Genomic DNA, 20,044 nt, shown 5'->3' with positions numbered 1-20,044 from the left:
TCGCGCCCGATAAGAGAATGGGAGAGAGACGATGCGCGAGAGAGATCGCCTGATGATGGACCGTCGTGCGATGCTGGCGGGCACCGGGCTAGCCGCCGCTGCTGCCATGGTCCCACTGGCCGGGGCGGAGGCCGCGACGGCGGGCTGGGATCATGAGGTCGATATTCTCTGTGTCGGCAGCGGCGCGGCGGCAGGGACTGCTGCGGTGACGGCGGCCAGTGCGGGCGCAAAGGTCATGATGGTGGAAAAAATGCCGATCACCGGCGGCACCACCGGCAAGTCGGGCGGCGTCGCGTGGATATGCAACCATTTCATCTTCCGCGAGCAGGGGATTGACGACAAGCGTGCCGACGCGATCGCCTATATGGCCCAATATAGCTATCCGCAACTGTTCGATCCCGCCAGCCCGACGCTGGGTCTCGACCCGCTCGACTATCAACTGATCGCGGCCTTTTATGACAATGGTTACAAGGCCGTCGATCATCTGCGTGCCATCGATGCGGTGCAGTTCAAGCAGTTCCGCCTGTTTCAGGTCGATGAACCAGCGCCCGACTATGCCGACCATCTGCCGACCAACAAGGTGCCGACCGGCCGCGCGTTGGAACCGGCGGTTGGCTCCGGCTCCTCGGCGGGCGGGGGCAGTCTGGCGGCGCAACTGGCGGCCTGGCTGGAAAAGAAGAAGCTGCCGATCCTGACCGACACCCGCGTCACCCGGCTGATCGTAGATAAGGATCGCGTCATCGGCGCAGAGGCGGAAAGCGAGGGCAAGATCATCCGCATCCTTGCGACCAAGGGCGTGATCTTCGGCACTGGCGGCTATGCTCATAACACGGAACTGGTGGGCCTGCATCAGACGGCGCTCTATGGGGCGTGCGCCATGCCCGGATCGACGGGCGACTTCATCGCCATTGCAGGTGCGGTCGGCGCGAAGATGGGGGCGCTCGACACCGCATGGCGGACGCAGGTGGTGCTGGAGGAGGCGCTCGCCAATCGTGCGATCGGCATGGGGGCGTTCGTCCTGCCGGGGGATTCGATGATCCTGGTCAACAAATATGGCCAGCGCGTCGTCAATGAAAAGCGCAGCTATAATGACCGCACCCGCGCCCATTTCACTTATGACCCTTCGAAGGAAGAATATCCCAACCAGTTGATGTTCATGCTGTTCGACACCCGTTCGCTCGACCGGTTCGGCGGCGCTTTCCCCTATCCGCTGGACGTGGCCGAAAGCCCCTATCTGATCAGCGGCGACAGCTGGGACGCGCTGGTCGCCAATATCGACAAGCGGTTGGCTACGCTTGCGCCAAAGACTGGCGGCGTGCGCCTCGATGCCGGGTTCGGGGCGGCGACGAAGGCCAGTATCGCCCGGTTCAACGACTATGCCAAAGCCGGTGTCGATCCCGAATTTGGGCGCGGCGCGCGCCTGTATGACACGCAATGGCACAAGTTGTTTTCCGCCGTGCGCGAAGGCACGAAGGTCCCGGCCAATCCCTATCCTGCGCTCACCATGCATCCCTTCGCGGACAAAGGCTCCTATTACGCCTTCATCCTTGCGGCGGGCGCGCTTGATACCAATGGCGGGCCGCGCATCAACGAACATGGTCAGGTGCTGGCGACCAGCGGTGCGCCGATCCCCGGCCTCTATGGCGCGGGCAACTGCATCGCATCGCCATCGCGCGGCGCTTATTATGGCGCAGGTGGCACGATCGGCCTGGCCCTGACCTATGGTTATATCGCCGCCCGCCACGCCACGGGGACCAGCGCATGAAAGGGCTGATCCTCGCTCTCGCTGCGCTGCTGGCGACACCGGCGGCAGCCAAGCCCGTCAGCTTCGCGACCGACATCGCGCCGATGCTCAAGACGCGCTGCGCCGTTTGCCATCTGACCGGGCAGGAGGCAGGCAATCTCGCACTCCATCCCAAGGCGGCCTATGCCAGCCTGTTCAAGCGCAAATCGGGCGAAAGCCCCTGGCTGCTGGTCGATCCCAAAAAGCCCGACACCAGCTATCTGGTCATGAAGCTGGAAGGCACGCATTTGAAGAAAGGCGGGAAGGGCGCGCGTATGCCCTTTGCCGCGCCGCCGCTGGACGCAGCAACCGTGGCCCTGCTCCGCCGCTGGATCAGCGAAGGTGCAACAAACAACTGAAGGCTGAGGCCAAACAAGCCCGCCATTCCGCCGCCAGTATAGCGCGCTGGCGTGGCGCGGGCGACGCCTGCCGGAAAGCGCAGTTGTGGCGCAGCATCGCCGCCACGACAACGGCGCCGACAGGCAAAAAGCGAGCAGGATGGACATGCGGCAATGGCTTTTGGCGGATCGCCCGGTTGGACGCGCGCTGGCGGACGGCGATTTTGCGCTGGTCGATGCGCCAATGCCGGTGCCGGGGGAGGGGCAGATTCTGCTTGCCGTCCGCTGGCTGGGCTTTGAACCGGCGCAAAAGGGCTGGATGGAGAATTTCGGCGGCTATGTCGCGCCGATCGAATTGGGCGACGTCATGCGCGGCATGGGCGTAGCGGAAGTGGTCGAGAGTCGGGGCGGGCGCTGGCCGGTCGGCACGATGGTCGCCGGAATGACCGGTTGGACCGAATATCTGGTGAGCGATGGCGAAGGCTTCGACATCTGCCACCCTGACCTGCCACCCCATGCGATGCTGGGGGTGCTGGGCATCCCTGGCCTGACGGCATGGCACGGCTTTTATCGGATCGGCCGCCCGGTTGCGGGCGATGTCGTGGTGGTATCCGGCGCGGCAGGCGCGACCGGATCGGTAGCCGGGCAACTCGCCAAGGTCGCGGGCTGCCATGTCATCGGCATAGCGGGCGGGCCGGACAAATGCGCCTGGCTGGTGCAGGAGGCTGGGTTCGACGCGGCCATCGACTATCGCGAGGGCAAGGTCGCAGAGCAGTTGAAGGCGCTGGCTCCCAAGGGCTGCGACATCGTCTATGACAATGTCGGCGGCGCTGTGCTGGACGCGATGCTCGCCCGGCTCGCCATCGGCGCGCGGGTGGTGCTGTGCGGCGGGATCAGTCGCTACGAGCAGGGCGGACAGATTGCCGGGCCGGGCAATTATTTCAACATCATCCTGCGCCGCGCCCGGATGGAAGGGTTCATCATCCTTGACCATCAGGCCCATTGGGCCGCGATGCGCGACCGGCTCGCCGCGCTGGTGCTGGCCGACAGGTTGCGCTGGCAGGTGGATGAGCAGCAGGGGTTTGAGGCAGCGCCCGCTGCGCTGGCCCGCCTGTTCACCGGTGCCAATCGCGGCAAGCAGATCGTCAAACTCTGAACGCGAAGGGGGCCGCTCCCACGGCCCCCGCACCCTTACCCCACCAGCAGCGCCGGTTCCTCGATCAGGCCTTTAAGCGTCTGCATGAAGGCTGCGCCCACCGCGCCATCGATCGCGCGATGGTCGCAGGAGAGCGAGAGCTGAACGATGGTCGCAAAGGCCAGCGCATTGCCGATCTCGATTGGCTGGCGCGTACCCGCGCCCACCGCCAGGATCGCGCCCTGCGGCGGGTTGATGATCGCGTCGAACTGATCGATGCCGAACATGCCGAGGTTGCTGACCGAGAAACTGCCGCCCTGAAACTCGTCCGGCTGCAACCGCCCGGTCCGCGCCTTTTCCGCGAGAGCCTTCACTTCGCGCGAGATTGCAGCAACCGACAGCGTGTCGGCACCCTTCACGATGGGGGTGATCAGCCCCTTGTCGGTCGCGACCGCCACCGCAATGTCGGCGTTGCCGAAGTGATGGATCTCGTCGCCATGGACCTGCACATTGACGTCAGGATGCCGCGCCAGCGCCAGTGCGCAGGCGCGCACGATATAATCGTTGATGCTGGGCGCTTCGCCGGTCGCCGCCTTGGCCTGCGCCCGCAATCCCAGGATCGCGTCGATCCTGACAGCAGAGCGCAGATAGAAATGCGGGATGGTCGATTTGCTGTGGCTCAGCGCCTTGGCGATCGCCTTGCGCATCGGCGACATTTTGACGATCTCCGCCGTGCCGGGGGCAGGGCGGGCGAAGGCGATCGGTGCGGAGGGTGCGGCCTTCTCCACCGCTACCGGCTTGACCAGCGCCAGCACGTCCGCCTTGCCGATCCGCCCCTTTGGCCCCGTGCCGGTCACGCCGGTCAGGTCCACGCCATGCTGTACCGCCAGCCGTTTCGCCAGCGGACTGGCAAACACATCGCCCAGCGCCTCGCCCACCGGGGTCAGGTCCACCGATGTGCCACCACCGATCGCGACCGGCGGCAGGCTGGCCTGCTGCACATCCTGAAAGGTGATACGTCCGTCCGGCCCGGACCCGGTGATCGCGCTGATATCCACGCCCTCGGCTTCGGCAAAGGCGCGCGCCGCCGGGCTGATCCGCGCATCGGCCGCGATGGCAACGTTGACCGGCGCAGGTGCTGCCGGGGCGGGCGCAGGGGACGGCGGCGCACCGCCGGCCTTGGACGCGACCTTGCTGTCGGCAGGCCTGAACCCGGCGACGAAAGCATCGACATCGGCAGCGCTGACCGCCTCGTCCGGCCCGGCCAGCACGGCGATCAGTTCGCCGACGGCATAGGTGCCGCCGGTCTGGGCGATCAGGCGCGGGAACATGCCGTCTGCCTCCGCCTCGACCTCATTGGTGATCTTGTCGGTTTCGATGAGCGCGAGCAGGTCGCCCTTCTTGAACGGAACGCCCTCGGCGACCATCCATTCGGCAACGACGCCCTCGGTCATTTCTATGCCCCATTTGGGCATCGCAAATGCGCGCAGATTGGCCATGTTATGCTTATCCCCGCCGGTAAGACATGAGCTTCACCGCACTTGCCACGATCTTGTCGGGCGAAGGCAGATAGGCGGATTCAAGTTCGCGTGCGAACGGCACCGGGCTGTGTGGCGCGGTGACCATGTCGATCGGTGCCTTCAGCGATGCGAACGCCTTTTGCGCGACCAGCGCCGACAGGTCGGTGGCGAAGGAACAGCGCGGCGGCGCTTCATCGACGATCAGCAGCCGTCCCGTCCGCTCGACGCTGTCGAGGATCGCTTCCTCGTCCAGCGGGCTGGTGGTGCGCAGGTCGAGTATGTCGCATCCGATGCCGTCCTGCGCCAGTTGTGCGGCGGCTTTTTCGGCAAAGCCCACCATCATGCCGGTCGCCAATATGGTGATGTCGTCACCCTGCGTCACCTGCCGGGCATGGCCGAAGGGGATGACATAGTCCCCGTCCGGCACTTCGCCCTTCACGCCATAGAGCGCCTTATGCTCCAGAAAGATTACCGGATCATCGTCGCGGATTGCCTGGGTCAGCAGTCCCTTGGCGTCGGCGGGAGTGGAGGGCATGACGACCTTCAGCCCCGGCATGGCGGTGACGAACTGGTGGATCACCTGGCTGTGCTGGGGCGCGGCGTTGAAGCCCGCGCCATAGGGCATACGGATGACCAACGGGCAGGTCGTCTTGCCGCCGAACATGTAGCGGAACTTGGCGACCTGGTTCCAGATCTGGTCCATGCACACGCCGATAAAGTCGGCGAACATGATCTCCGCGATCGCCCGTTTGCCCGTCAGCGCCGCACCCGCCGCCGCGCCGATGATGGCGCTTTCGGAAATCGGCGTGTCGATCACCCGGTCCGCGCCATATTTGGCCCATAGCCCGCCCGACGTGCCCCAGATGCCGCCGATCGCTTCCGGCCCGCCCGGCGCGCCATTACCGCCGACAATATCCTCGCCCAGCATGATCAGGCTGTCGTCGCGCGCCATTTCCGCGTCGATCGTGTCGCGAATGACGTCGCGGATCATCTTGATTGCCATATGTCGATCCTCCTGGCGTCAGTAGCTGATATAGACGTCTTGCAGGACATCCTGCGGCGTCGGTCGGTCGGCCTGCTTGGCTTCCGCCACGGCCCGGTCGATCAGGTCGGTGACTTCCGCGTCCACCCTGTCCAGTTCGGCCCCTTCCAGCAGCTTTGCCTCCGTCACCTTGGTGCGGAATGTCTTGAGGCAGTCGCGCTCTTCGCGTATGCGGTCCAGTTCGCCCGGCCCGCGATAGCGCTGCGGATCGCCCTCGAAATGGCCATAGAAACGCTCGCAATCCAGCTCGATCGAGGCGGGGCCATTGCCCGCCTTGCAATAGTCGATCAGCTCGCGCATCGCTTCATAGACGCTGAAGAAATCGATGCCATTGGCCTTGATCGCCTTCATCCCGAACGCGGCCGACCGCGCGGTCATGCTCTCTGCCCCTACGGCATAGGCTTCGCCGGTATGTTCGGAATAATGGTTATTCTCGAACACGAAGATGACCGGCAGTTTCAGCACCACCGCCATGTTCATCGCCTCGAACGTCGTACCCTGGTTGCAGGCGCCGTCGCCGGAAAAGGCGATCGAGACGGTGCCGTTGCTCTTGGCCGTGATGCCCGCGCCGACCGCGATGGGTGCGCCTGCGCCGACAATGCCGTTCGCGCCCAGCATCCCGACATTCATGTCGGCAATGTGCATCGACCCGCCCTTGCCTTTGCACAGGCCGTCGCGTGACCCGTAAATCTCCTTCATCATCGCCATGACGTCGCATCCCTTGGCGATGCAATGCCCATGGCCGCGATGGGTGGAGATGATATAATCGGTCGGCCCCAGATGCTCGCACACCCCCACGGCGCAGGCTTCCTGGCCCGCATAGAGATGGGTGAAGCCGGCGATCTCGCCCAGCGCGATTTCGTCGTGAAGGCGCTCCTCGAACAGGCGGATCGTCTTCATCTGACGATAGGCCCGGATCAGTGCCTCGCGGCTCAATTGCATATCGTCTCTCCCGATCGGTCGATTCTGCCGGTCACAGCCCCAGAACCGTTTTTGCTATGATATTGCGCTGAACCTCATTGGTCCCGCCAAAGATGGTCCAGGCGCGTGAATTGAGATAGCGGGGCGCGGCGAGTTGCGCGGCCTTGCCATGCAGGGCGGGCGGTGCCTGATTGCCATAGAGCGGCCTTTGCCCCTCCAGTGCGATCCCGGCATAGCCGTAGAGCTGCACCGCCAGCCCGTCGACCTGCTGCCGCAGGGTGGACGCGACCAGTTTGGACAGTGACGTCTGCGGTCCGGGCGGCAGCCCCTTGGCCATCTCCGCCAGCACGCGCATCTCGGTCATTTCCAGCGCCTGTGCCTCCAGTTCGACCCGCGCCAGCCGCGCCATATAATGGGGATCATCGCTCATGCAGCCGCCCTTGCCGTCTGGCTCCGCGCCCGCCGCCTTGCGCAGCCGGGCGATGTCGGACAGCAATTTGGGCGCATGGCACGCGCCGCCGCGTTCATTTTCCAGCAGGAATTTGGCGATGGTCCAGCCTTGCCCCTCTTCGCCCACCAATTCGCTGGCCGGGGTGATGGCGTCGTCCAGAAACACCTCATTGACCTCATGATCGCCCGCCAGCCCGATGATCGGCCGCACCTCTATCCCCGGCTGGGCCATGTCGATCAACAGGAAGCTGATCGCGCGCTGCGGCTTGGCGGCGGGGTCGGTCTTGGCGAGGCAGAAGATATGGGTCGCATGGTGGGCGTGGGTCGTCCACAGCTTGCGTCCGTTGATGACATATTCGTCGCTGCGCCTCTCCGCCCGCGTCCGCAGGCTGGCGAGATCGGAGCCGGAACCGGGTTCGGAAAAGCCCTGACACCAGAAATCGGTGCCGTCGAGAATGCGCGGCAAGATGCGCGCTTTCTGCTCCTCCGTGCCGAAGCGGCAGATCACCGGCCCCAGCAATTTCAGGCTCAGCACCGGCAAGCTGGGCGCATCGGCCAGCGCACATTCCTTTTCGAAAATATAGCGCTGGATCGGCGTCCAGCCAGTGCCGCCGCAGGCGACCGGCCAGTTATAGGCGAGCCACCCCTTCGCGTGCAGGATCGCCTGCCATTCACCGCCAATGTCCGGTTCCACGAACACGCCGGGCGTGCCACGCATCCCCTCGCGCAGATGCTGGGGCAGATGCTCGTCCAGAAAACGGCGAACCTCGGCGCGGAACGCCTGATCCTGCGCGGAAAAATCCAGGTCCATCTTATCGTTCCAATATGGTCACGCCGGAAATGCCCGGTGCGCCGTAAACATGGGAGTAAGCGGTGCGCGGTTTGCCCGGCACCTGCCGCCCGCCACCAAGCCCGCGCAGTTGCAGCGCATTTTCATAGACCTGCCGCAGGCCCGACGCGCCGATCGGCTCGCCACAGGCAAGGCACCCGCCATCGGTGTTAACCGGCAGGCGACCATCGATGTTGGTCCAGCCATTGGCCAGCCATTCTTCCTGATCGCCATCGCCACAAAAGCCATTTTCGGCCATGTGCATGATTTCAGCGCCGGACTCGGTGTCCTGCAATTGGACCAGATCAATGTCCTGCGGGCCGATACCGGCCATTTCATAGGCCGCTTTGCTGGCCAGAAGGGTCGGTGCGCCGCCGCGCTCTATGTCCATGCAGGGCGCGAACACCTCGAACGATCCGGGCGGGCGGGTCCGCACGACGGCGGCCTTGATCCGCACCTGATCGCGCCCCAGTTCGCGCGCCTTTTTCGCGCTCGCCAGCACCAGCGCGACGCCACCTTCGGCAGGGGAGCAGAACATATATTTGGTCAGCGGGTCGCTGATCATCTGGGCGTTTAGAATCGTGTCGATATCGACCGGCGATCGCCGCCAGGCATGGTCGGCATGAACAGCGTTGCGAAACGCCTTCTCCGCGACGCGACCCAAGGACGTCGGGCTGATGCCGTGCAGCGCCATATAGCGTTGCAGCTTCATCGCGAAAAACTGGGTCGTCACCATGAAGCCTGCTTCGCCATACCATTCGGGCAGGCTATATTCGGCCGGCAGGGCGTTGAACGCGCCACGCGGATGCTTGTCGAAGCCGATGGCGATGCCGACATCATGCGCGCCCGACGCGATCGCCTGCCATGACCCGATAAGCGCCGACCCGCCGGTAGCACAGCCATTTTTGACGTTGATGAAGGGCAGGCCGGTCAGCCCCAGTTCGTTGACGATCGTGTCGGCATTGCCCGCCGAATCCGATCCGCCGAAACCGAATTGCATGTCGGGCCATTCCAGCCCCGCGTCGGCCATCGCGGCGCGCGCGGCGTTTGCGCCCTGCTGCAACCCGCTGACCCCGTCAGTGCGGCCGAAGGGGTGGATGCCGATTCCTATGATATAGACGTCCTGCACCGCTCAGCCCTCCGTCACGGGGGTGAAGGCGTAGAGGCGAACATCCTTACCATCGGCGTCGGTCGTAAAGGCTATGGTCGTCAATTCGATGGCCATGCCGATCATCAGCCGGTCGAAATCCACGCCGGTGAGCTGCGTCTCCACGATCGTCGCGCCAGGCAATTCGACATAGCCGATGGCGAAGGGGGCAAAATCCTCCGGCCCGGTATAGGGCGGCGACTTGGGGCGGAACCGCTGCACCGTCCAGGACCAGAGCGTCCCCCGGCGCGGCAGGTCCACCGCCTCCCAGCGCGCGGCATCGTCCGGGCAGGGAAAGACGATCCGTCCCGTCTCACGATGGCGGCCGCCGATCAGGGTCGGTTCGGGCGTCTCCCGGAACAGTCCTTCGGCAATGGCAGATGCGCCCAACGTTCTAACCCTCTCATCCTTGTGTCGGGCCACTATGGGAAGAAGATGGGGCAAAGGCTTCTGTAAGAAAGCATAGGTTGGTCATTGAACATCTTCCGCCGCGCGGGGAGGGGGGGGAAGAGCATCCTCCACTTATTTTCTTGTCATCCCCGCCAAGGCGGGGATCCATCTCCAGACCTAAAATCAAAGTGATAAGTTGGGAGATGGATTCCCGCCTTCGCGGGAATGACGAAGATTTGACATAATCAGACGAAAAAAAGGCCAGCCGGTCGCCCGGCTGGCCCATGCGGTGTCCCAAGGGGGAGGGAGCTTTATTTCGCGGCGACCTGCGCCTCGATCTGCGGATGGGGGACCATCACGGCAGCGACATTGCCCAGATAGCCCAGCTGGGTCGCCTTGAACACGGTCTGGCTGCGGTTGACGGCTTCCAGCTTGATCGCGGCATTATGGATGTGGAAGCGGACCGTGGCGCAACTGCGCTCCAGGATCAGCGCGATCTCGACGTCGGTCTTGCCGACTGCTGCCCAGCGCAGACATTCGACCTCCCGCTTGGACAGGCGGCAATTCTTGGGAATCCAGGGGCGCTGGCTCGATACGCGGGTATAGCCATGGACGAAGCGCCGGGCGTGATATTCCAGCTGGTCGCTGTAAAGGTCGAATTCCTTGCTCAGATCGTCGCGCTTGTCGCTGAAGGGCGAGAAGCTGATCGCCGCGATCTGGCCGAAGGACATATGGACCGGCACGCAGATGACCGCGTTCGCATTCACTTCGCCCTGGAATAGGCTAAGGTCAATCTGGTCGAGCAGGGGATTGGGCGAGCGGGTGTGGATGCCATGGGCATTGGCCCAGAAGGGTTCATTTTCATAGCGACAGGCGAAGGTGAGCGGTGAGCTGAGCGCCAGCAGCGGCTTTTGCCACCATTGTTCCTTGGTCGCGGGCCAACCGAACACGCCGCTGGCCAGCACGTCGCCATCGGCGTCGGTCATAGGTGATCGGGAGGCTATGTTGGCGCAGGCGGCGACGCGGAAATTGCCCAGTTCGCGGGCAATGTCGCGTAGCGCTTCGGCAGCGGGCCGAATGTCGGCGGCCGTCTGAATCGCGGTTGGAACCTGCCTGCCCATACGAAAATCGGTCGCTGTCTTTGCAGCGTCCCCATTGTCGGACCGGGCGGCGACGAGCATGTCACCTGATCTCTCCATGGCGATGATGCTAATCCTGCTGCACGGCTGCGACAAGCGGCAAAACCTATGACTAGCGATAGGTTTTGCCGTTCACGGGACGGTATCACCAACCTAGCGGAAAGCCCAGTCAACGCCGCGCCTGCCCACCGTGCATAAAAGCGTCATGGAACAGCAACAGCGGGGCAGCGCACGGCGCGTCCCAGCCATGACAGACCGGGGGATGGTGGCTTGAATTTCGATCTCAGCGAAGAGCAGGCCATGCTTCGCGATCTGGTCGACCGGTTCGGCGCGGACCGTTACGATCCCGCCCGCCGCCTTGCCTATCTGCGCGAACCGCGCGGCTTTGCCGACGCCAACTGGGCGATGCTGGCGGAAACCGGCCTGCTGGCCTTTGCCCTGCCGGAGGAAGCGGGCGGATTTGGCGGGTCGGCTGTGGATATCATCACGGTGATGGAGGCGCTGGGCCGCTGTGTCGCGGTGGAGCCGGTGTTGCCTGCGATCATATTGGGGGCCGGGCTGGTCGCAGCGGCAGGGACGGACAGCCAGAAGGCGACGCTGCTGCCCGCGATCGCGGCGGGCGAGGCGATCGTAGCCGCTGCCCTGTTCGAGCGGCAGGCGCGCTTTGATCTGGATGGCATCAAAACCCGTGTCCATGACAGCCGGATCAGCGGCACCAAGCAGATGGTGCTGGGCGGCAGCTATGCCAATCATCTGCTGGTCGCGGCGCGGACGGGAGAGGGCGCGCTGACGCTCCATCTGGTTAAGGCCGATGCTCCGGGCATCACCATTACCCCCTACCGGCTGGTCGATGGGTCTATCGCCGCCGATCTACAGTTTGTCGATACGCCGGCCCAGCTCATGGCGGGCGGGGAGGCGGCATTGGCGCAGACTCTGGATCAGGTGCGGCTTGCCATTTGCGGCGAATTGCTGGGGCTGATGGACATGATGTTCGCCGCCACGCTCGACTATATCAAGACGCGCCAGCAATTTGGCCAGCCGATCGGCAGCTTTCAGGCGATCCAGCACCGCATGGCCGATTGCTATGCCCGCGTCGAACTCAGCCGATCGCATCTCTACCGCGCCGCTGCCGCCGATGGCGCGACCTGTGCCGCTGCGGTCATGGGGGCCAAGGCCTATATCGCGCAGAGTGCGATGCAGGTGGGCGAGGAAGCGGTGCAGCTGCATGGTGGCATCGGCACTACCGAGGAACTGATGGTGGGGCAGGCGTTCAAGCGGGTGATGACGCTTTCCACATTTTTGGGCGACACTGACCACGACATTATGGCCTATATCGCGATCACTAGCGGCGCGACGCAGCAGGATCTGGCATGACGGAGAGCTATCACCGGGTCGTGGAGGCCAGCTTGGTCGAGGAGCGGGCGTTGCTCCCGTTCCTCGTCAATGGCTGGCCGGTGCTGATCTGCAAGGATGACGGGCAGATCCATGCCCTGATCAACCGTTGCACCCACGCAGCGGCAGAACTGGCACCGGGCGGCCGGGTGCGGCGCGGGGCGGTAATGTGCCCGCTGCACGGCGCGCGGTTCAAGCTGGACAATGGCGCATGTCTGGGTGGAGCGGGCTACAAGCCGCTCAAACTCTACCCCTGGCGCGAAAGCGCGGATGGGTGGATTGAGGTCGCGGTGCCGGATGCAGCGCCGGGTGCGGAGGATATGCCGGTTAAGCCACTGATATAATTGTGACTATGACCCAGAGTTCCTCCCCTGCAAGGGGAGGGGGACCGTCGGCGTAGCCGATGGTGGAGGGGTTCACCCTATCGATCGGGCGACACCCCTCCGTCAGGGCTTCGCCCTGCCACCTCCCCTTGCAGGGGAGGATTTTGGCGAGTTTATCTGCTCTCGCTTTTGCACCACTCGATACCCCGCCGCAGCAGATCGTAGAAAACCGGCAAATCCCAGGCGCAGCGATCGACGGTGGGCCACCAGTCCAGAAATGGCTGCATGTCATAATGGCCGCGACAATGGCCGAGCGTGTTGTACAGCACCGCGCCCTTGCCCTGCGCCTTGATATACATCACCGGGTGCCGGTCCTGCGCCCAGTCATGTTCGTCAAAGCCGGTCGCTTCGCCCGCAAATTCAGTGTCGAGCAGGACGTGCAGGTCGCCATGCCGCTCCATCAGATAGAGTTCGTCGGTCGTTTCGAAGGGTGCGATGCCGCGCGTCAGCACATGGTCTGGGTCGGCCACATCGACCCGGTAGGGCGCGATCGGCGGGTGGGCGATGAATTGGCTGCCCAGCGTTTCCATCATCAGTGGCGCCCAGCGCGGGCTGCCATAGAGGCCGTTGTCAAACAGCCGCAGCACCGAATTGGTGCCGTGCAACGCATACCAGCGCCCGCCATCGCGCACCCACTCCCGCAGCGCTTCCTGCGCGGGCAGTGGCGGCACGACGTCGCAGGTGTAGGTGATGAGCATGTCGGCGGCGAGGATGGCGTCGAGATGGCCATAATCCTCAAACACGCGGGTCCGCACGCGCGGATCGTCGGCCAGCAGCTTGAGCAATTCCAGCCGGGCGAAATCCATGTCGTGATAGAGACCACCGACGATCAGCACACAATTGATGCGGGCAGGCTGCGTCTCGCTCATCATTGCCGCCTCGCTCAATATTGCACGCCCTTGGTGATGCCGCCGTCGATGAGGACGTTGGCCCCGGTCATGTAGCGGCAGGCGGGCGAGGCGATGAAGGCGATCGCCTTGGCCAGTTCTTCGCCCGTACCCATCCGGCCGAACGGGATTTGCTTGAGGATGCCATCGTGGAAATCGGCCATATGTTCCTTGATATAGGCCCAGGGACCGTCATCGGTATAGACTGGGCCAGGCGACACGCAATTGACCCGCAATCCCTGCGGCGCATGTTTCTGCGCCAGCGCGGCGCTATAATTGATCACTGCGGCCTTCATCGCATTATAGGGCTGCGGTCCCATAAACTCCTCCAGCGCGCCGGTGGAGGATATGGTGACGATCGACCCGGCGTCGGATTGTTCCAGCGCGGGCAGGGCGGCGTGGATGCCGCGCACCAGCGGCAAAATGTCGCCGTTCAGCACTGTGGTCCAGGCTTCGGGCGTATCCACCCCCGGATTGACCGAGACGAAGGAAATGAAGATGTCGCACCCGCCCAATTGCTCAGCGGCGCTGGCGACCCAGTTGGGGAAGGCCTCCGCATCGGTCACGTCCACCGACGCGCCGATACCGCGCACGCCCAGCGCCTGCACTTCGGCGACAACCATATCGACCTTGTCCTGCGTCCGCCCGCACAGCGCCACGTCGCAGCCTTCGGCCGCCAAGACCTTCGCTACCGCCCGGCCGATGCTGGCATTGGCCCCTGCCAATATGGCTTTGCGCCCTTTCAGACCAATGTCCATGACGGCATCCTTTTCCTGAATTTTCTTCAATCGTCCGCCTGTTTACCGGCATATGTGACGGGCTGCACTGGCAAAAGCGTCAGGGTAGGCTGGCCTGCTTAGCGATTGTGACAGGGCGACGCCCGGCCTTTTTCCGCTATGCAGGGCGTCCAAGCGGAGGGACCATGGGGACGAGCGTCATCACTATAGCGGATCATGTCCGGGCGCACGCCGCTGCGACGCCCGATGCCGTCGCCCTTATTTTCGAGGGGCGGGAGACCAGCTATGCCGCGCTTGACCGGCAGGCGAGCCGGGTCGCCAACGCGCTGATCGCGGCGGGCCATGCACCGGGTGATCGGGTCGCCTATCTCGGCAAGAATCGCGACGACTATTTCGGTTTCTGGCTGGGCGCGGCCAAGGCGGGCCTAGTCACCGTGCCGGTCAACTGGCGGCTCGCACTGCCGGAGGTCGCCTATATAGTGGCCGACGCGCGCCCCTGCCTGATCCTGGTCGAACCGGAATTTCTCGACCGGGTAGCGGGGCAGGGGGCGACGATCCTGCTGACTGATCCGTGCGGCGATCACCCGCTCTTTGCCGACTGGCGCGATGCGCAGTCCGACGCTGATCCGCGCCGCGACGGCGGCTATGACGATGCGGTACTGATGCTCTACACGTCCGGCACCACCGGCAATCCCAAGGGGGCGATGCTCTCCAATCGCAGCCTGCTCGGACTGCGCGCGTCGGAGCCGGACCTACCGGACTGGTATCGCTGGACCGCAGCGGACGTGTCGCTGATCGCGATGCCGATCTTCCACATCAGCGGATCGGGCTGGGGCCTGTGGACGCTCCAGCATGGCGCGAAGGGCGTGGTCGTGCGCGAGTTTGATCCCGCGCGCGTGCTGGACCTGCTCGTCACTTTCCGCATCAGCAAGATCATGCTGGTGCCGACCGCGCTGCGCATCTTGTGTGATCATCCCGCCGCTGCCGCCACGGATTTCAGCTTCCTGCGGACCATCTGCTATGGCGGATCGGCGATCCCGCTCGATCTGCTGCGGCAGGCGATCGCCGTCATCGGCTGCGGCTTTGCGCAAATGTACGGCATGACCGAGACGGCCGGCACCATCATCGGCCTGCCGCCGCAGGATCATGATCCGGCAGGGAGCGAGCGGATGCGCGGCATCGGCCTGCCGCTGCCCGGCGTCAAGGTGCGGATCGCGGACGAGGGCGGTGATACGCTGCCGCCCGGTGCGATCGGCGAGATAGTTGTGGCGTCGCAGGCCAATATGATCGGCTATTTCGACCGGCCCGACGCGACCGCCGAAGCGATCGACGCCGACGGCTGGCTGCGCACCGGCGACGCCGGCTGGATGGATGCGGACGGCTATCTCTATCTGGCCGACCGGATCAAGGACATGATCATCACCGGGGGCGAGAATGTCTATCCGGCGGAAGTGGAAAATGCGCTCTACAGCCACCCCGCGGTGGCGGACGTCGCGGTGATCGGCGTGCCGGACGCCAAATGGGGGGAGGCGGTCAAGGCGATCGTCGTGCCTGTTGCAGGCGAGACGCCCGATCCCGCGACGCTCATCGCCTGGGCGCGCGAACGCGTTGCGGCGTATAAGGCACCCAAGACAGTGGAATTTCGCACCGACCTGCCCCGCAACCCGTCGGGCAAGATTTTGCGCCGCCTGCTACGCGACGAGTATCGGTAAGACCTGCGATTTCCGGCAGGTTCCGGGCGTCCGGTCCCCGCCTATCCTCCCACAAAACAGAATGAGGAGAGAGGTTTTGACCGCTAATTTTTCCGGTCCGCTGGAGGATCGTCTGGCCATTCGGGAGTTGCTCGAAACCTATGCCGATGCAGTCAATCGCGTCGATCGCGATTTATGGGCCTCGCTCTGGGTGGAGGACAGCCATTGGGATCTGTCGCACTATCCCGAACTTGGCGTGGTGTCGGGCAAGGCTGCCATCGTCGAGTTATGGGCCAGCGCCATGCCCCATTATCCCCAGCTCAGCTTCCTGCTCAATCCCGGTATGATCCGCGTGGATGGCGACCGGGCGGAGGCGCGCGCCTATTTCTCCGAAGTCTATGCCGAGCCGGGAACGGGCAAGGATAAGCGCGCGCGGGCCTGCTATATTGACAGGCTGGTGAAGCAGGACGGGCAATGGTTTTTCCAGAGCCGGTCCTTCACCATCATCCACCAGAGCTGACGATATTTCCGCCAGCTCGCTCTCCAGGAGCTGCGGAAATTGACCCGGTCGCCTCGCGCGACCGGGTTCTTTTTTGCCTTCAAACCCTGGCAAAACAGCAATCCTCCCCCTGCGGAGCGGTGCTGTTGTCTGTGAAACTGCCCTCTTCTCCAACGTCATCCTGAACTTGTTTAGCTGCACTGGCCTGCGGCTCAGGATCCATTTCTCGTCACGGGCAGCGGCTTTTGGGGCACGATGGATGCTGAAACAAGTTCAGCATGACGAAGTAAAAATGAGGTATGTTTCACATGCGATGGCCGCGGCGTTGGAGGGGAGGATTTTTGGCGACGGTCAATGCGCGGTCATGCCGCCGTCGATCACCAGTTCCGATCCGGTCACGAAGCTGGCGGCAGGCGCGGCGAGATAGACGATGCCGTCGGCAATCTCCTGCGCGGTGCCCATCCGCCCCAGCGCATGGCCCGCTGATACCGTCGCCCGCGCGGTCGCTTCATCGGGGAAGGCGCCGGTTTCGACATAGCGGGCGTAGATGGTGTCCATCATATGGGTGTCGATGCCGCCGGGATGGACGCTGTTGACGCGGATGGGCTGACCGAGCGCTGCATATTCCAGCGCGGCGCATTTGCTGAATAGCCGCACCGCGCCCTTGGACGCGCAATAGGCCGACATGAACGGCGCGCCAGCCAGCCCGCCGACCGACGACAGGTTGATGATCGACGATCCGCCCCGCCGATCGGCACCACTGCGTCCAAGCAGGTCGGCCATGGCGCGAGTGCCCAGAAATATCCCCTCGACATTGATGCTCATACATTTGCGGAACGTCGCAAGGCTGGTTTCGGCAATCGCATCGGTGACCGAAATCCCGGCATTATTCACCAATATGTCGAGCCGCCCATAGGTTGCCGTCACATGGTCCGCCAGCGCGGCCCAGCCCGCTTCGTCGGTCACGTCGAGCGGTCGATAGTCCGCCGCGCCCCCCACCGTCGTGCTCGCCGCCATATCGGTCGCGATCACGGTCGCGCCGGCGTCGGCCAGCGCCTGGACGGTCGCCCCACCAATCCCGCCGCTGGCCCCGGTTACCAGCGCCACCGCACCGCTCAGGTCAAAATTGCTCATCGCGCCGTCCATCCTCCGTCCACCACAACCTCGCTGCCGGTCATATAGCTGGCGTCGTCGCTCGCCAGAAAAGCAACCACTTTGCCGATCTCAATGGGTTGGGCCAGCCGCTTGATCGGCGTCGTCTGCGCCATCTGGTCGATCAGATCGTCCGCCGTTAGCGTTCCGTCGCGCGCGGCCCATCGCTCCATCCCCTGTCGCAGCAGCGGCGTGTCGACAAAGCCGGGATGCACGCTGTTGACGCGGATCGGGACGCCCGCATCGGCAAATTCCAGCGCATTGGACTTGCTGAACAGCCGCACCGCGCCCTTGGACGCATTATAGGCCGACACTTCGCCCATGCCGACCAGCCCCATGATCGAGCTGATATTGATGATGCTGGAGCCATAGGGCGTCGTCGCCCCGCTTTGCGCGAGCAGCGGCTGGAACGTCTTGGTCCCCAGAAACACCGTGTCCATGTTCAGCGTCATCAGCCGCCGCCAGGTCGCCAGTTCCAGATCCTGCACCTTGCCGGTCAGGTCCGCGCCGACATTATTGACCAATATGTCGAGCCGCCCGTGCGCCGCCATCACCCGGTCGCGCGCCGCCTGCCACGCCTCCTCCAGCGTCGCGTCCAGCCGGATATAGGAACAGCCCGGCATTGCCCCGATCGCGGTGGCGACGGCCTCGCTATCCTCGGCATCCAGATCGGTGATGATCGTCGTCGCGCCATCGGCGGCCAGGCATTGCGCTATGGCCCGCCCGATGCCCCGCAGCGCGCCCGATACCAGCGCCACTCGTCCGTCCAAACGCCCTGCCATGCGCAATCCTCTCCCGCTTGGCCCGCACCGGGCCTAGCCTCTTTGTCGAGCTATTTGTCGGCCCGTCGGCCCTTTGCTTCACCTGCCGCTTTTTACAGGTTCGCGGCCATCCCCAAGCGCGCATCTAGGCTGGAACAGGAGAGTATTTGCCATGGATTCGCACCGCTACACTGCCATCCGGGCGATGGTTGAAACCATCTACGCGCTGACCGGCGCTGGCCGCTGGGACGAGGCGGAGGCGATGATGACCGATGATTTCCGTATCCTGGAGGCCGACAGCCTGCCCTATGCCGGGGAATATCTGGGCAAGGGCGCGCTGCGCGACCTTTATACCAAGGTGTTCGCCTTCTGGGAGGATGCCTCACTGGAAACCAGCGACATTACCGTGTCGGAGGATCATGCGATCGTCATGCTAACCGTCCATGCCACGTCGCGCCATAATGGCCAGCGGCTGGCCATGCCGTTGTGCGAGGTATTTCATCTGCGCGGCGATAAGTTCAGTGGCATCACCCCCTATTATTTCGATACAGCGTCGATCGCGCGGGCGACCGGCACGCTGATGGCGGATTGAGGACAAGATATGACTGATCTTTCGGGCAAGGTGGCGATCGTCACCGGCGGCACATCCGGCATAGGCCGCGCGACCGTTCAGCGGCTGGCGCGGGACGGGGCGCAGGTCGTGTTCACCGGATCAAATGAGGATGCCGCCAGCACCCTGTGCGCACAGACCGGCGCGCGCTTTGTCAAGGCGCGGGTGCAGGAGGAGGGTGATTGGGACAAGGTTGCCGCCCTCATCAGCGACGAATTTGGCCGCCTCGACGTCGCCTTCGCCAACGCCGGGACCGAAAGCGGCGACGGCAGCGTCGAATCGATCAGCATGGATGGCTGGGCCGGGATCATCGGCGTCAACCAGACCGGGGTGATGCTGACTGCCCGGACGGCGCTGCGCCTGATGCGTGCCAATCCCGGCGGTCCGTGCGGGTCGATCATCATCAATTCGTCCATGTCGGCGCACAAGGTGATGGGCAATTATATGGCCTATTCGGTGACCAAGGCCGCCGTGCTGGCCATGGCCAAGTCGATCGCCATCCATTGCGCAACGGAAAAACTGCCGATCCGTTGCAATGCCATCCTGCCCGGTGTGGTGGAGACGGAGATGATCAGCGCGATCATCGCCAAGTCCGCGTCGCCCGAAGGCGCGCGCGCGGCCTATAACAGCATGTCCCCGATGGGCCGGATGGGCACCGTCGAGGATATTGCCGCGCTGGTCGCCTTCCTCGCGTCCGACGAGGCCGGTTTCATTTCCGGCGCGGAATATGCCATTGACGGCGCATCCACTGCCGGGATGACCGGGGTGTGATGGCGCTGGCCGTCAATGGCATAGTGTCCTGTCCCAAAAGAGGGATCGGCCCGATTATTGCGTGAACATATTCTTGTCGGTGACGATCAGGTTGGTGACGCCGCAATAGTCGACCGGGCTGTTAAATTCGCTGGCATCGGCAAAGACCACGCGGGTCTGCACTTCGCAGCGTTCGTCGCCTTCAAAGAATTTGAGCGCGCGCGTCGTGGCGGGTTTGACCGGCAGCTTGAGCCAGTCGTTCGACCAGGTGCCATTCTTGCGCTTGGTAAAGAACTGGATGGCGTCTACGGTCGATTTGTTGACGAGGACAAAGGCATTGTCGTCGCCATCATCGGCCTGGGCGGCGGGCGCAGCGAACAGCAAGGCGGCGGCAAGCGTGGCGGCGGTGGCAAAGAATTTCATGGATGGTCCCTCCCCGTATTGGCGCGCGAGCGGAGTCGTGGCCTTGGGTCAAGGGGTTAGCAGCA

21 protein-coding genes are annotated in these 20,044 nt (G+C 64.0%); 9 read left to right on the top strand and 12 right to left on the bottom strand.

Annotated elements, in window-relative coordinates; genetic code table 11:
* Positions 1–31 precede the first annotated feature (31 nt).
* The 3 genes from D0Z70_RS02890 to D0Z70_RS02880 all read left to right on the top strand — a co-directional run bounded on the left by D0Z70_RS02890 (position 32) and on the right by D0Z70_RS02880 (position 3,277).
* Positions 32–1,765 carry an FAD-dependent oxidoreductase gene (locus D0Z70_RS02890; protein ID WP_119743891.1) on the top strand — a complete coding sequence of 578 codons (1,734 nt, stop codon included), beginning with the start codon at positions 32–34 and terminating at the stop codon, positions 1,763–1,765.
* Positions 1,762–2,142, top strand: a complete 381-nt coding sequence (locus D0Z70_RS02885) for a hypothetical protein (protein WP_119743890.1) — start codon at positions 1,762–1,764, stop codon at positions 2,140–2,142. The genes D0Z70_RS02890 and D0Z70_RS02885 overlap by 4 nt, the downstream gene beginning before the upstream one ends.
* A gap of 145 nt (positions 2,143–2,287) precedes the next feature.
* Positions 2,288–3,277 carry an NADP-dependent oxidoreductase gene (locus D0Z70_RS02880; RefSeq protein WP_119743889.1) on the top strand — a complete coding sequence of 330 codons (990 nt, stop codon included), beginning with the start codon at positions 2,288–2,290 and terminating at the stop codon, positions 3,275–3,277.
* 35 nt (positions 3,278–3,312) lie between these two features.
* On the opposite strand, the gene D0Z70_RS02875 is transcribed toward D0Z70_RS02880, so the two are convergent.
* The 7 genes from D0Z70_RS02875 to D0Z70_RS02845 form a co-directional block, all read right to left on the bottom strand.
* Positions 3,313–4,755, bottom strand: a complete 1,443-nt coding sequence (locus D0Z70_RS02875; protein WP_119743888.1) for a dihydrolipoamide acetyltransferase family protein — start codon at positions 4,753–4,755, stop codon at positions 3,313–3,315.
* 7 nt (positions 4,756–4,762) lie between these two features.
* Positions 4,763–5,779 carry an alpha-ketoacid dehydrogenase subunit beta gene (locus D0Z70_RS02870; RefSeq protein WP_119743887.1) on the bottom strand — a complete coding sequence of 339 codons (1,017 nt, stop codon included), beginning with the start codon at positions 5,777–5,779 and terminating at the stop codon, positions 4,763–4,765.
* Between the two features lie 18 nt (positions 5,780–5,797).
* Positions 5,798–6,760, bottom strand: coding sequence for a thiamine pyrophosphate-dependent dehydrogenase E1 component subunit alpha (locus D0Z70_RS02865; RefSeq protein ID WP_119743886.1), 963 nt, complete (start codon positions 6,758–6,760; stop codon positions 5,798–5,800).
* Between the two features lie 31 nt (positions 6,761–6,791).
* The gene (locus tag D0Z70_RS02860) at positions 6,792–8,000 is read right to left on the bottom strand and encodes an acyl-CoA dehydrogenase family protein (protein WP_119743885.1); all 1,209 of its coding nucleotides are present in this window, start codon (positions 7,998–8,000) and stop codon (positions 6,792–6,794) included.
* Position 8,001: 1 nt separating this feature from the next.
* A complete protein-coding gene (locus tag D0Z70_RS02855) occupies positions 8,002–9,147 on the bottom strand; it encodes a thiolase family protein (protein ID WP_119743884.1) in 1,146 nt (381 codons plus the stop codon).
* Positions 9,148–9,150: 3 nt separating this feature from the next.
* Positions 9,151–9,555: a Zn-ribbon domain-containing OB-fold protein gene (locus tag D0Z70_RS02850; protein WP_119743883.1), complete on the bottom strand. Its 405-nt coding sequence runs from the start codon at positions 9,553–9,555 to the stop codon at positions 9,151–9,153.
* A gap of 311 nt (positions 9,556–9,866) precedes the next feature.
* On the bottom strand, positions 9,867–10,754 hold the full coding sequence (locus D0Z70_RS02845; RefSeq protein WP_239018789.1) for a helix-turn-helix transcriptional regulator: 888 nt from the start codon (positions 10,752–10,754) through the stop codon (positions 9,867–9,869).
* Between the two features lie 210 nt (positions 10,755–10,964).
* Here D0Z70_RS02845 and D0Z70_RS02840 point away from each other — a divergent pair, with 210 nt between their 5' ends.
* Positions 10,965–12,068, top strand: a complete 1,104-nt coding sequence (locus D0Z70_RS02840; RefSeq protein WP_119743882.1) for an acyl-CoA dehydrogenase family protein — start codon at positions 10,965–10,967, stop codon at positions 12,066–12,068.
* On the top strand, positions 12,065–12,430 hold the full coding sequence (locus D0Z70_RS02835; protein ID WP_119743881.1) for a Rieske (2Fe-2S) protein: 366 nt from the start codon (positions 12,065–12,067) through the stop codon (positions 12,428–12,430). Before D0Z70_RS02840 ends, D0Z70_RS02835 begins: the two co-directional genes overlap by 4 nt.
* Positions 12,431–12,582: 152 nt before the next feature.
* Here the strand turns inward: D0Z70_RS02835 and D0Z70_RS02830 are convergent, their stop codons facing one another.
* Both D0Z70_RS02830 and D0Z70_RS02825 read right to left on the bottom strand, forming a co-directional pair.
* Complete coding sequence (locus D0Z70_RS02830) at positions 12,583–13,338, bottom strand: ThuA domain-containing protein (protein WP_119744088.1); 756 nt, start codon at positions 13,336–13,338, stop codon at positions 12,583–12,585.
* Positions 13,339–13,352: 14 nt separating this feature from the next.
* A complete protein-coding gene (locus D0Z70_RS02825) occupies positions 13,353–14,144 on the bottom strand; it encodes an SDR family NAD(P)-dependent oxidoreductase (protein WP_239018788.1) in 792 nt (263 codons plus the stop codon).
* Between the two features lie 134 nt (positions 14,145–14,278).
* Here D0Z70_RS02825 and D0Z70_RS02820 point away from each other — a divergent pair, with 134 nt between their 5' ends.
* Both D0Z70_RS02820 and D0Z70_RS02815 read left to right on the top strand, forming a co-directional pair.
* Positions 14,279–15,805 carry a fatty acid--CoA ligase gene (locus D0Z70_RS02820; RefSeq protein ID WP_119743880.1) on the top strand — a complete coding sequence of 509 codons (1,527 nt, stop codon included), beginning with the start codon at positions 14,279–14,281 and terminating at the stop codon, positions 15,803–15,805.
* A 76-nt stretch (positions 15,806–15,881) separates the two neighbouring features.
* Positions 15,882–16,304 carry a nuclear transport factor 2 family protein gene (locus D0Z70_RS02815; protein ID WP_119743879.1) on the top strand — a complete coding sequence of 141 codons (423 nt, stop codon included), beginning with the start codon at positions 15,882–15,884 and terminating at the stop codon, positions 16,302–16,304.
* Positions 16,305–16,634: 330 nt separating this feature from the next.
* Here the strand turns inward: D0Z70_RS02815 and D0Z70_RS02810 are convergent, their stop codons facing one another.
* A complete protein-coding gene (locus D0Z70_RS02810; protein ID WP_119744086.1) occupies positions 16,635–17,417 on the bottom strand; it encodes an SDR family NAD(P)-dependent oxidoreductase in 783 nt (260 codons plus the stop codon).
* On the bottom strand, positions 17,414–18,217 hold the full coding sequence (locus D0Z70_RS02805; RefSeq protein WP_119743878.1) for an SDR family NAD(P)-dependent oxidoreductase: 804 nt from the start codon (positions 18,215–18,217) through the stop codon (positions 17,414–17,416). Before D0Z70_RS02805 ends, D0Z70_RS02810 begins: the two co-directional genes overlap by 4 nt.
* A 151-nt stretch (positions 18,218–18,368) precedes the next feature.
* Here D0Z70_RS02805 and D0Z70_RS02800 point away from each other — a divergent pair, with 151 nt between their 5' ends.
* Positions 18,369–18,788, top strand: a complete 420-nt coding sequence (locus D0Z70_RS02800) for a nuclear transport factor 2 family protein (protein ID WP_119743877.1) — start codon at positions 18,369–18,371, stop codon at positions 18,786–18,788.
* Between the two features lie 9 nt (positions 18,789–18,797).
* Positions 18,798–19,577, top strand: a complete 780-nt coding sequence (locus D0Z70_RS02795; protein WP_119743876.1) for an SDR family NAD(P)-dependent oxidoreductase — start codon at positions 18,798–18,800, stop codon at positions 19,575–19,577.
* 54 nt (positions 19,578–19,631) lie between these two features.
* Here the strand turns inward: D0Z70_RS02795 and D0Z70_RS02790 are convergent, their stop codons facing one another.
* On the bottom strand, positions 19,632–19,979 hold the full coding sequence (locus D0Z70_RS02790; protein WP_119743875.1) for a hypothetical protein: 348 nt from the start codon (positions 19,977–19,979) through the stop codon (positions 19,632–19,634).
* Positions 19,980–20,044 lie beyond the last annotated feature (65 nt).

The organism is Sphingobium terrigena (assembly GCF_003591655.1).
In the GTDB taxonomy this organism is placed as follows: domain Bacteria; phylum Pseudomonadota; class Alphaproteobacteria; order Sphingomonadales; family Sphingomonadaceae; genus Sphingobium; species Sphingobium terrigena.
This window is presented reverse-complemented; position numbering and strand designations above follow the sequence as displayed.

What these genes read in the sequence shown, in the direction of transcription:
- D0Z70_RS02800 (WP_119743877.1), top strand. Translation starts at nt 18,369, where the DNA reads ATGGATTCGCACCGCTACACTGCCATCCGGGCGATGGTTGAAACCATC.
- D0Z70_RS02875 (WP_119743888.1), bottom strand. Translation starts at nt 4,755, where the DNA reads ATGGCCAATCTGCGCGCATTTGCGATGCCCAAATGGGGCATAGAAATG.
- D0Z70_RS02845 (WP_239018789.1), bottom strand. Translation starts at nt 10,754, where the DNA reads ATGGAGAGATCAGGTGACATGCTCGTCGCCGCCCGGTCCGACAATGGG.
- D0Z70_RS02860 (WP_119743885.1), bottom strand. Translation starts at nt 8,000, where the DNA reads ATGGACCTGGATTTTTCCGCGCAGGATCAGGCGTTCCGCGCCGAGGTT.
- D0Z70_RS02805 (WP_119743878.1), bottom strand. Translation starts at nt 18,217, where the DNA reads ATGGCAGGGCGTTTGGACGGACGAGTGGCGCTGGTATCGGGCGCGCTG.
- D0Z70_RS02880 (WP_119743889.1), top strand. Translation starts at nt 2,288, where the DNA reads ATGCGGCAATGGCTTTTGGCGGATCGCCCGGTTGGACGCGCGCTGGCG.
- D0Z70_RS02810 (WP_119744086.1), bottom strand. Translation starts at nt 17,417, where the DNA reads ATGAGCAATTTTGACCTGAGCGGTGCGGTGGCGCTGGTAACCGGGGCC.
- D0Z70_RS02885 (WP_119743890.1), top strand. Translation starts at nt 1,762, where the DNA reads ATGAAAGGGCTGATCCTCGCTCTCGCTGCGCTGCTGGCGACACCGGCG.
- D0Z70_RS02865 (WP_119743886.1), bottom strand. Translation starts at nt 6,760, where the DNA reads ATGCAATTGAGCCGCGAGGCACTGATCCGGGCCTATCGTCAGATGAAG.
- D0Z70_RS02870 (WP_119743887.1), bottom strand. Translation starts at nt 5,779, where the DNA reads ATGGCAATCAAGATGATCCGCGACGTCATTCGCGACACGATCGACGCG.
- D0Z70_RS02795 (WP_119743876.1), top strand. Translation starts at nt 18,798, where the DNA reads ATGACTGATCTTTCGGGCAAGGTGGCGATCGTCACCGGCGGCACATCC.
- D0Z70_RS02835 (WP_119743881.1), top strand. Translation starts at nt 12,065, where the DNA reads ATGACGGAGAGCTATCACCGGGTCGTGGAGGCCAGCTTGGTCGAGGAG.
- D0Z70_RS02790 (WP_119743875.1), bottom strand. Translation starts at nt 19,979, where the DNA reads ATGAAATTCTTTGCCACCGCCGCCACGCTTGCCGCCGCCTTGCTGTTC.
- D0Z70_RS02820 (WP_119743880.1), top strand. Translation starts at nt 14,279, where the DNA reads ATGGGGACGAGCGTCATCACTATAGCGGATCATGTCCGGGCGCACGCC.
- D0Z70_RS02830 (WP_119744088.1), bottom strand. Translation starts at nt 13,338, where the DNA reads ATGAGCGAGACGCAGCCTGCCCGCATCAATTGTGTGCTGATCGTCGGT.
- D0Z70_RS02890 (WP_119743891.1), top strand. Translation starts at nt 32, where the DNA reads ATGCGCGAGAGAGATCGCCTGATGATGGACCGTCGTGCGATGCTGGCG.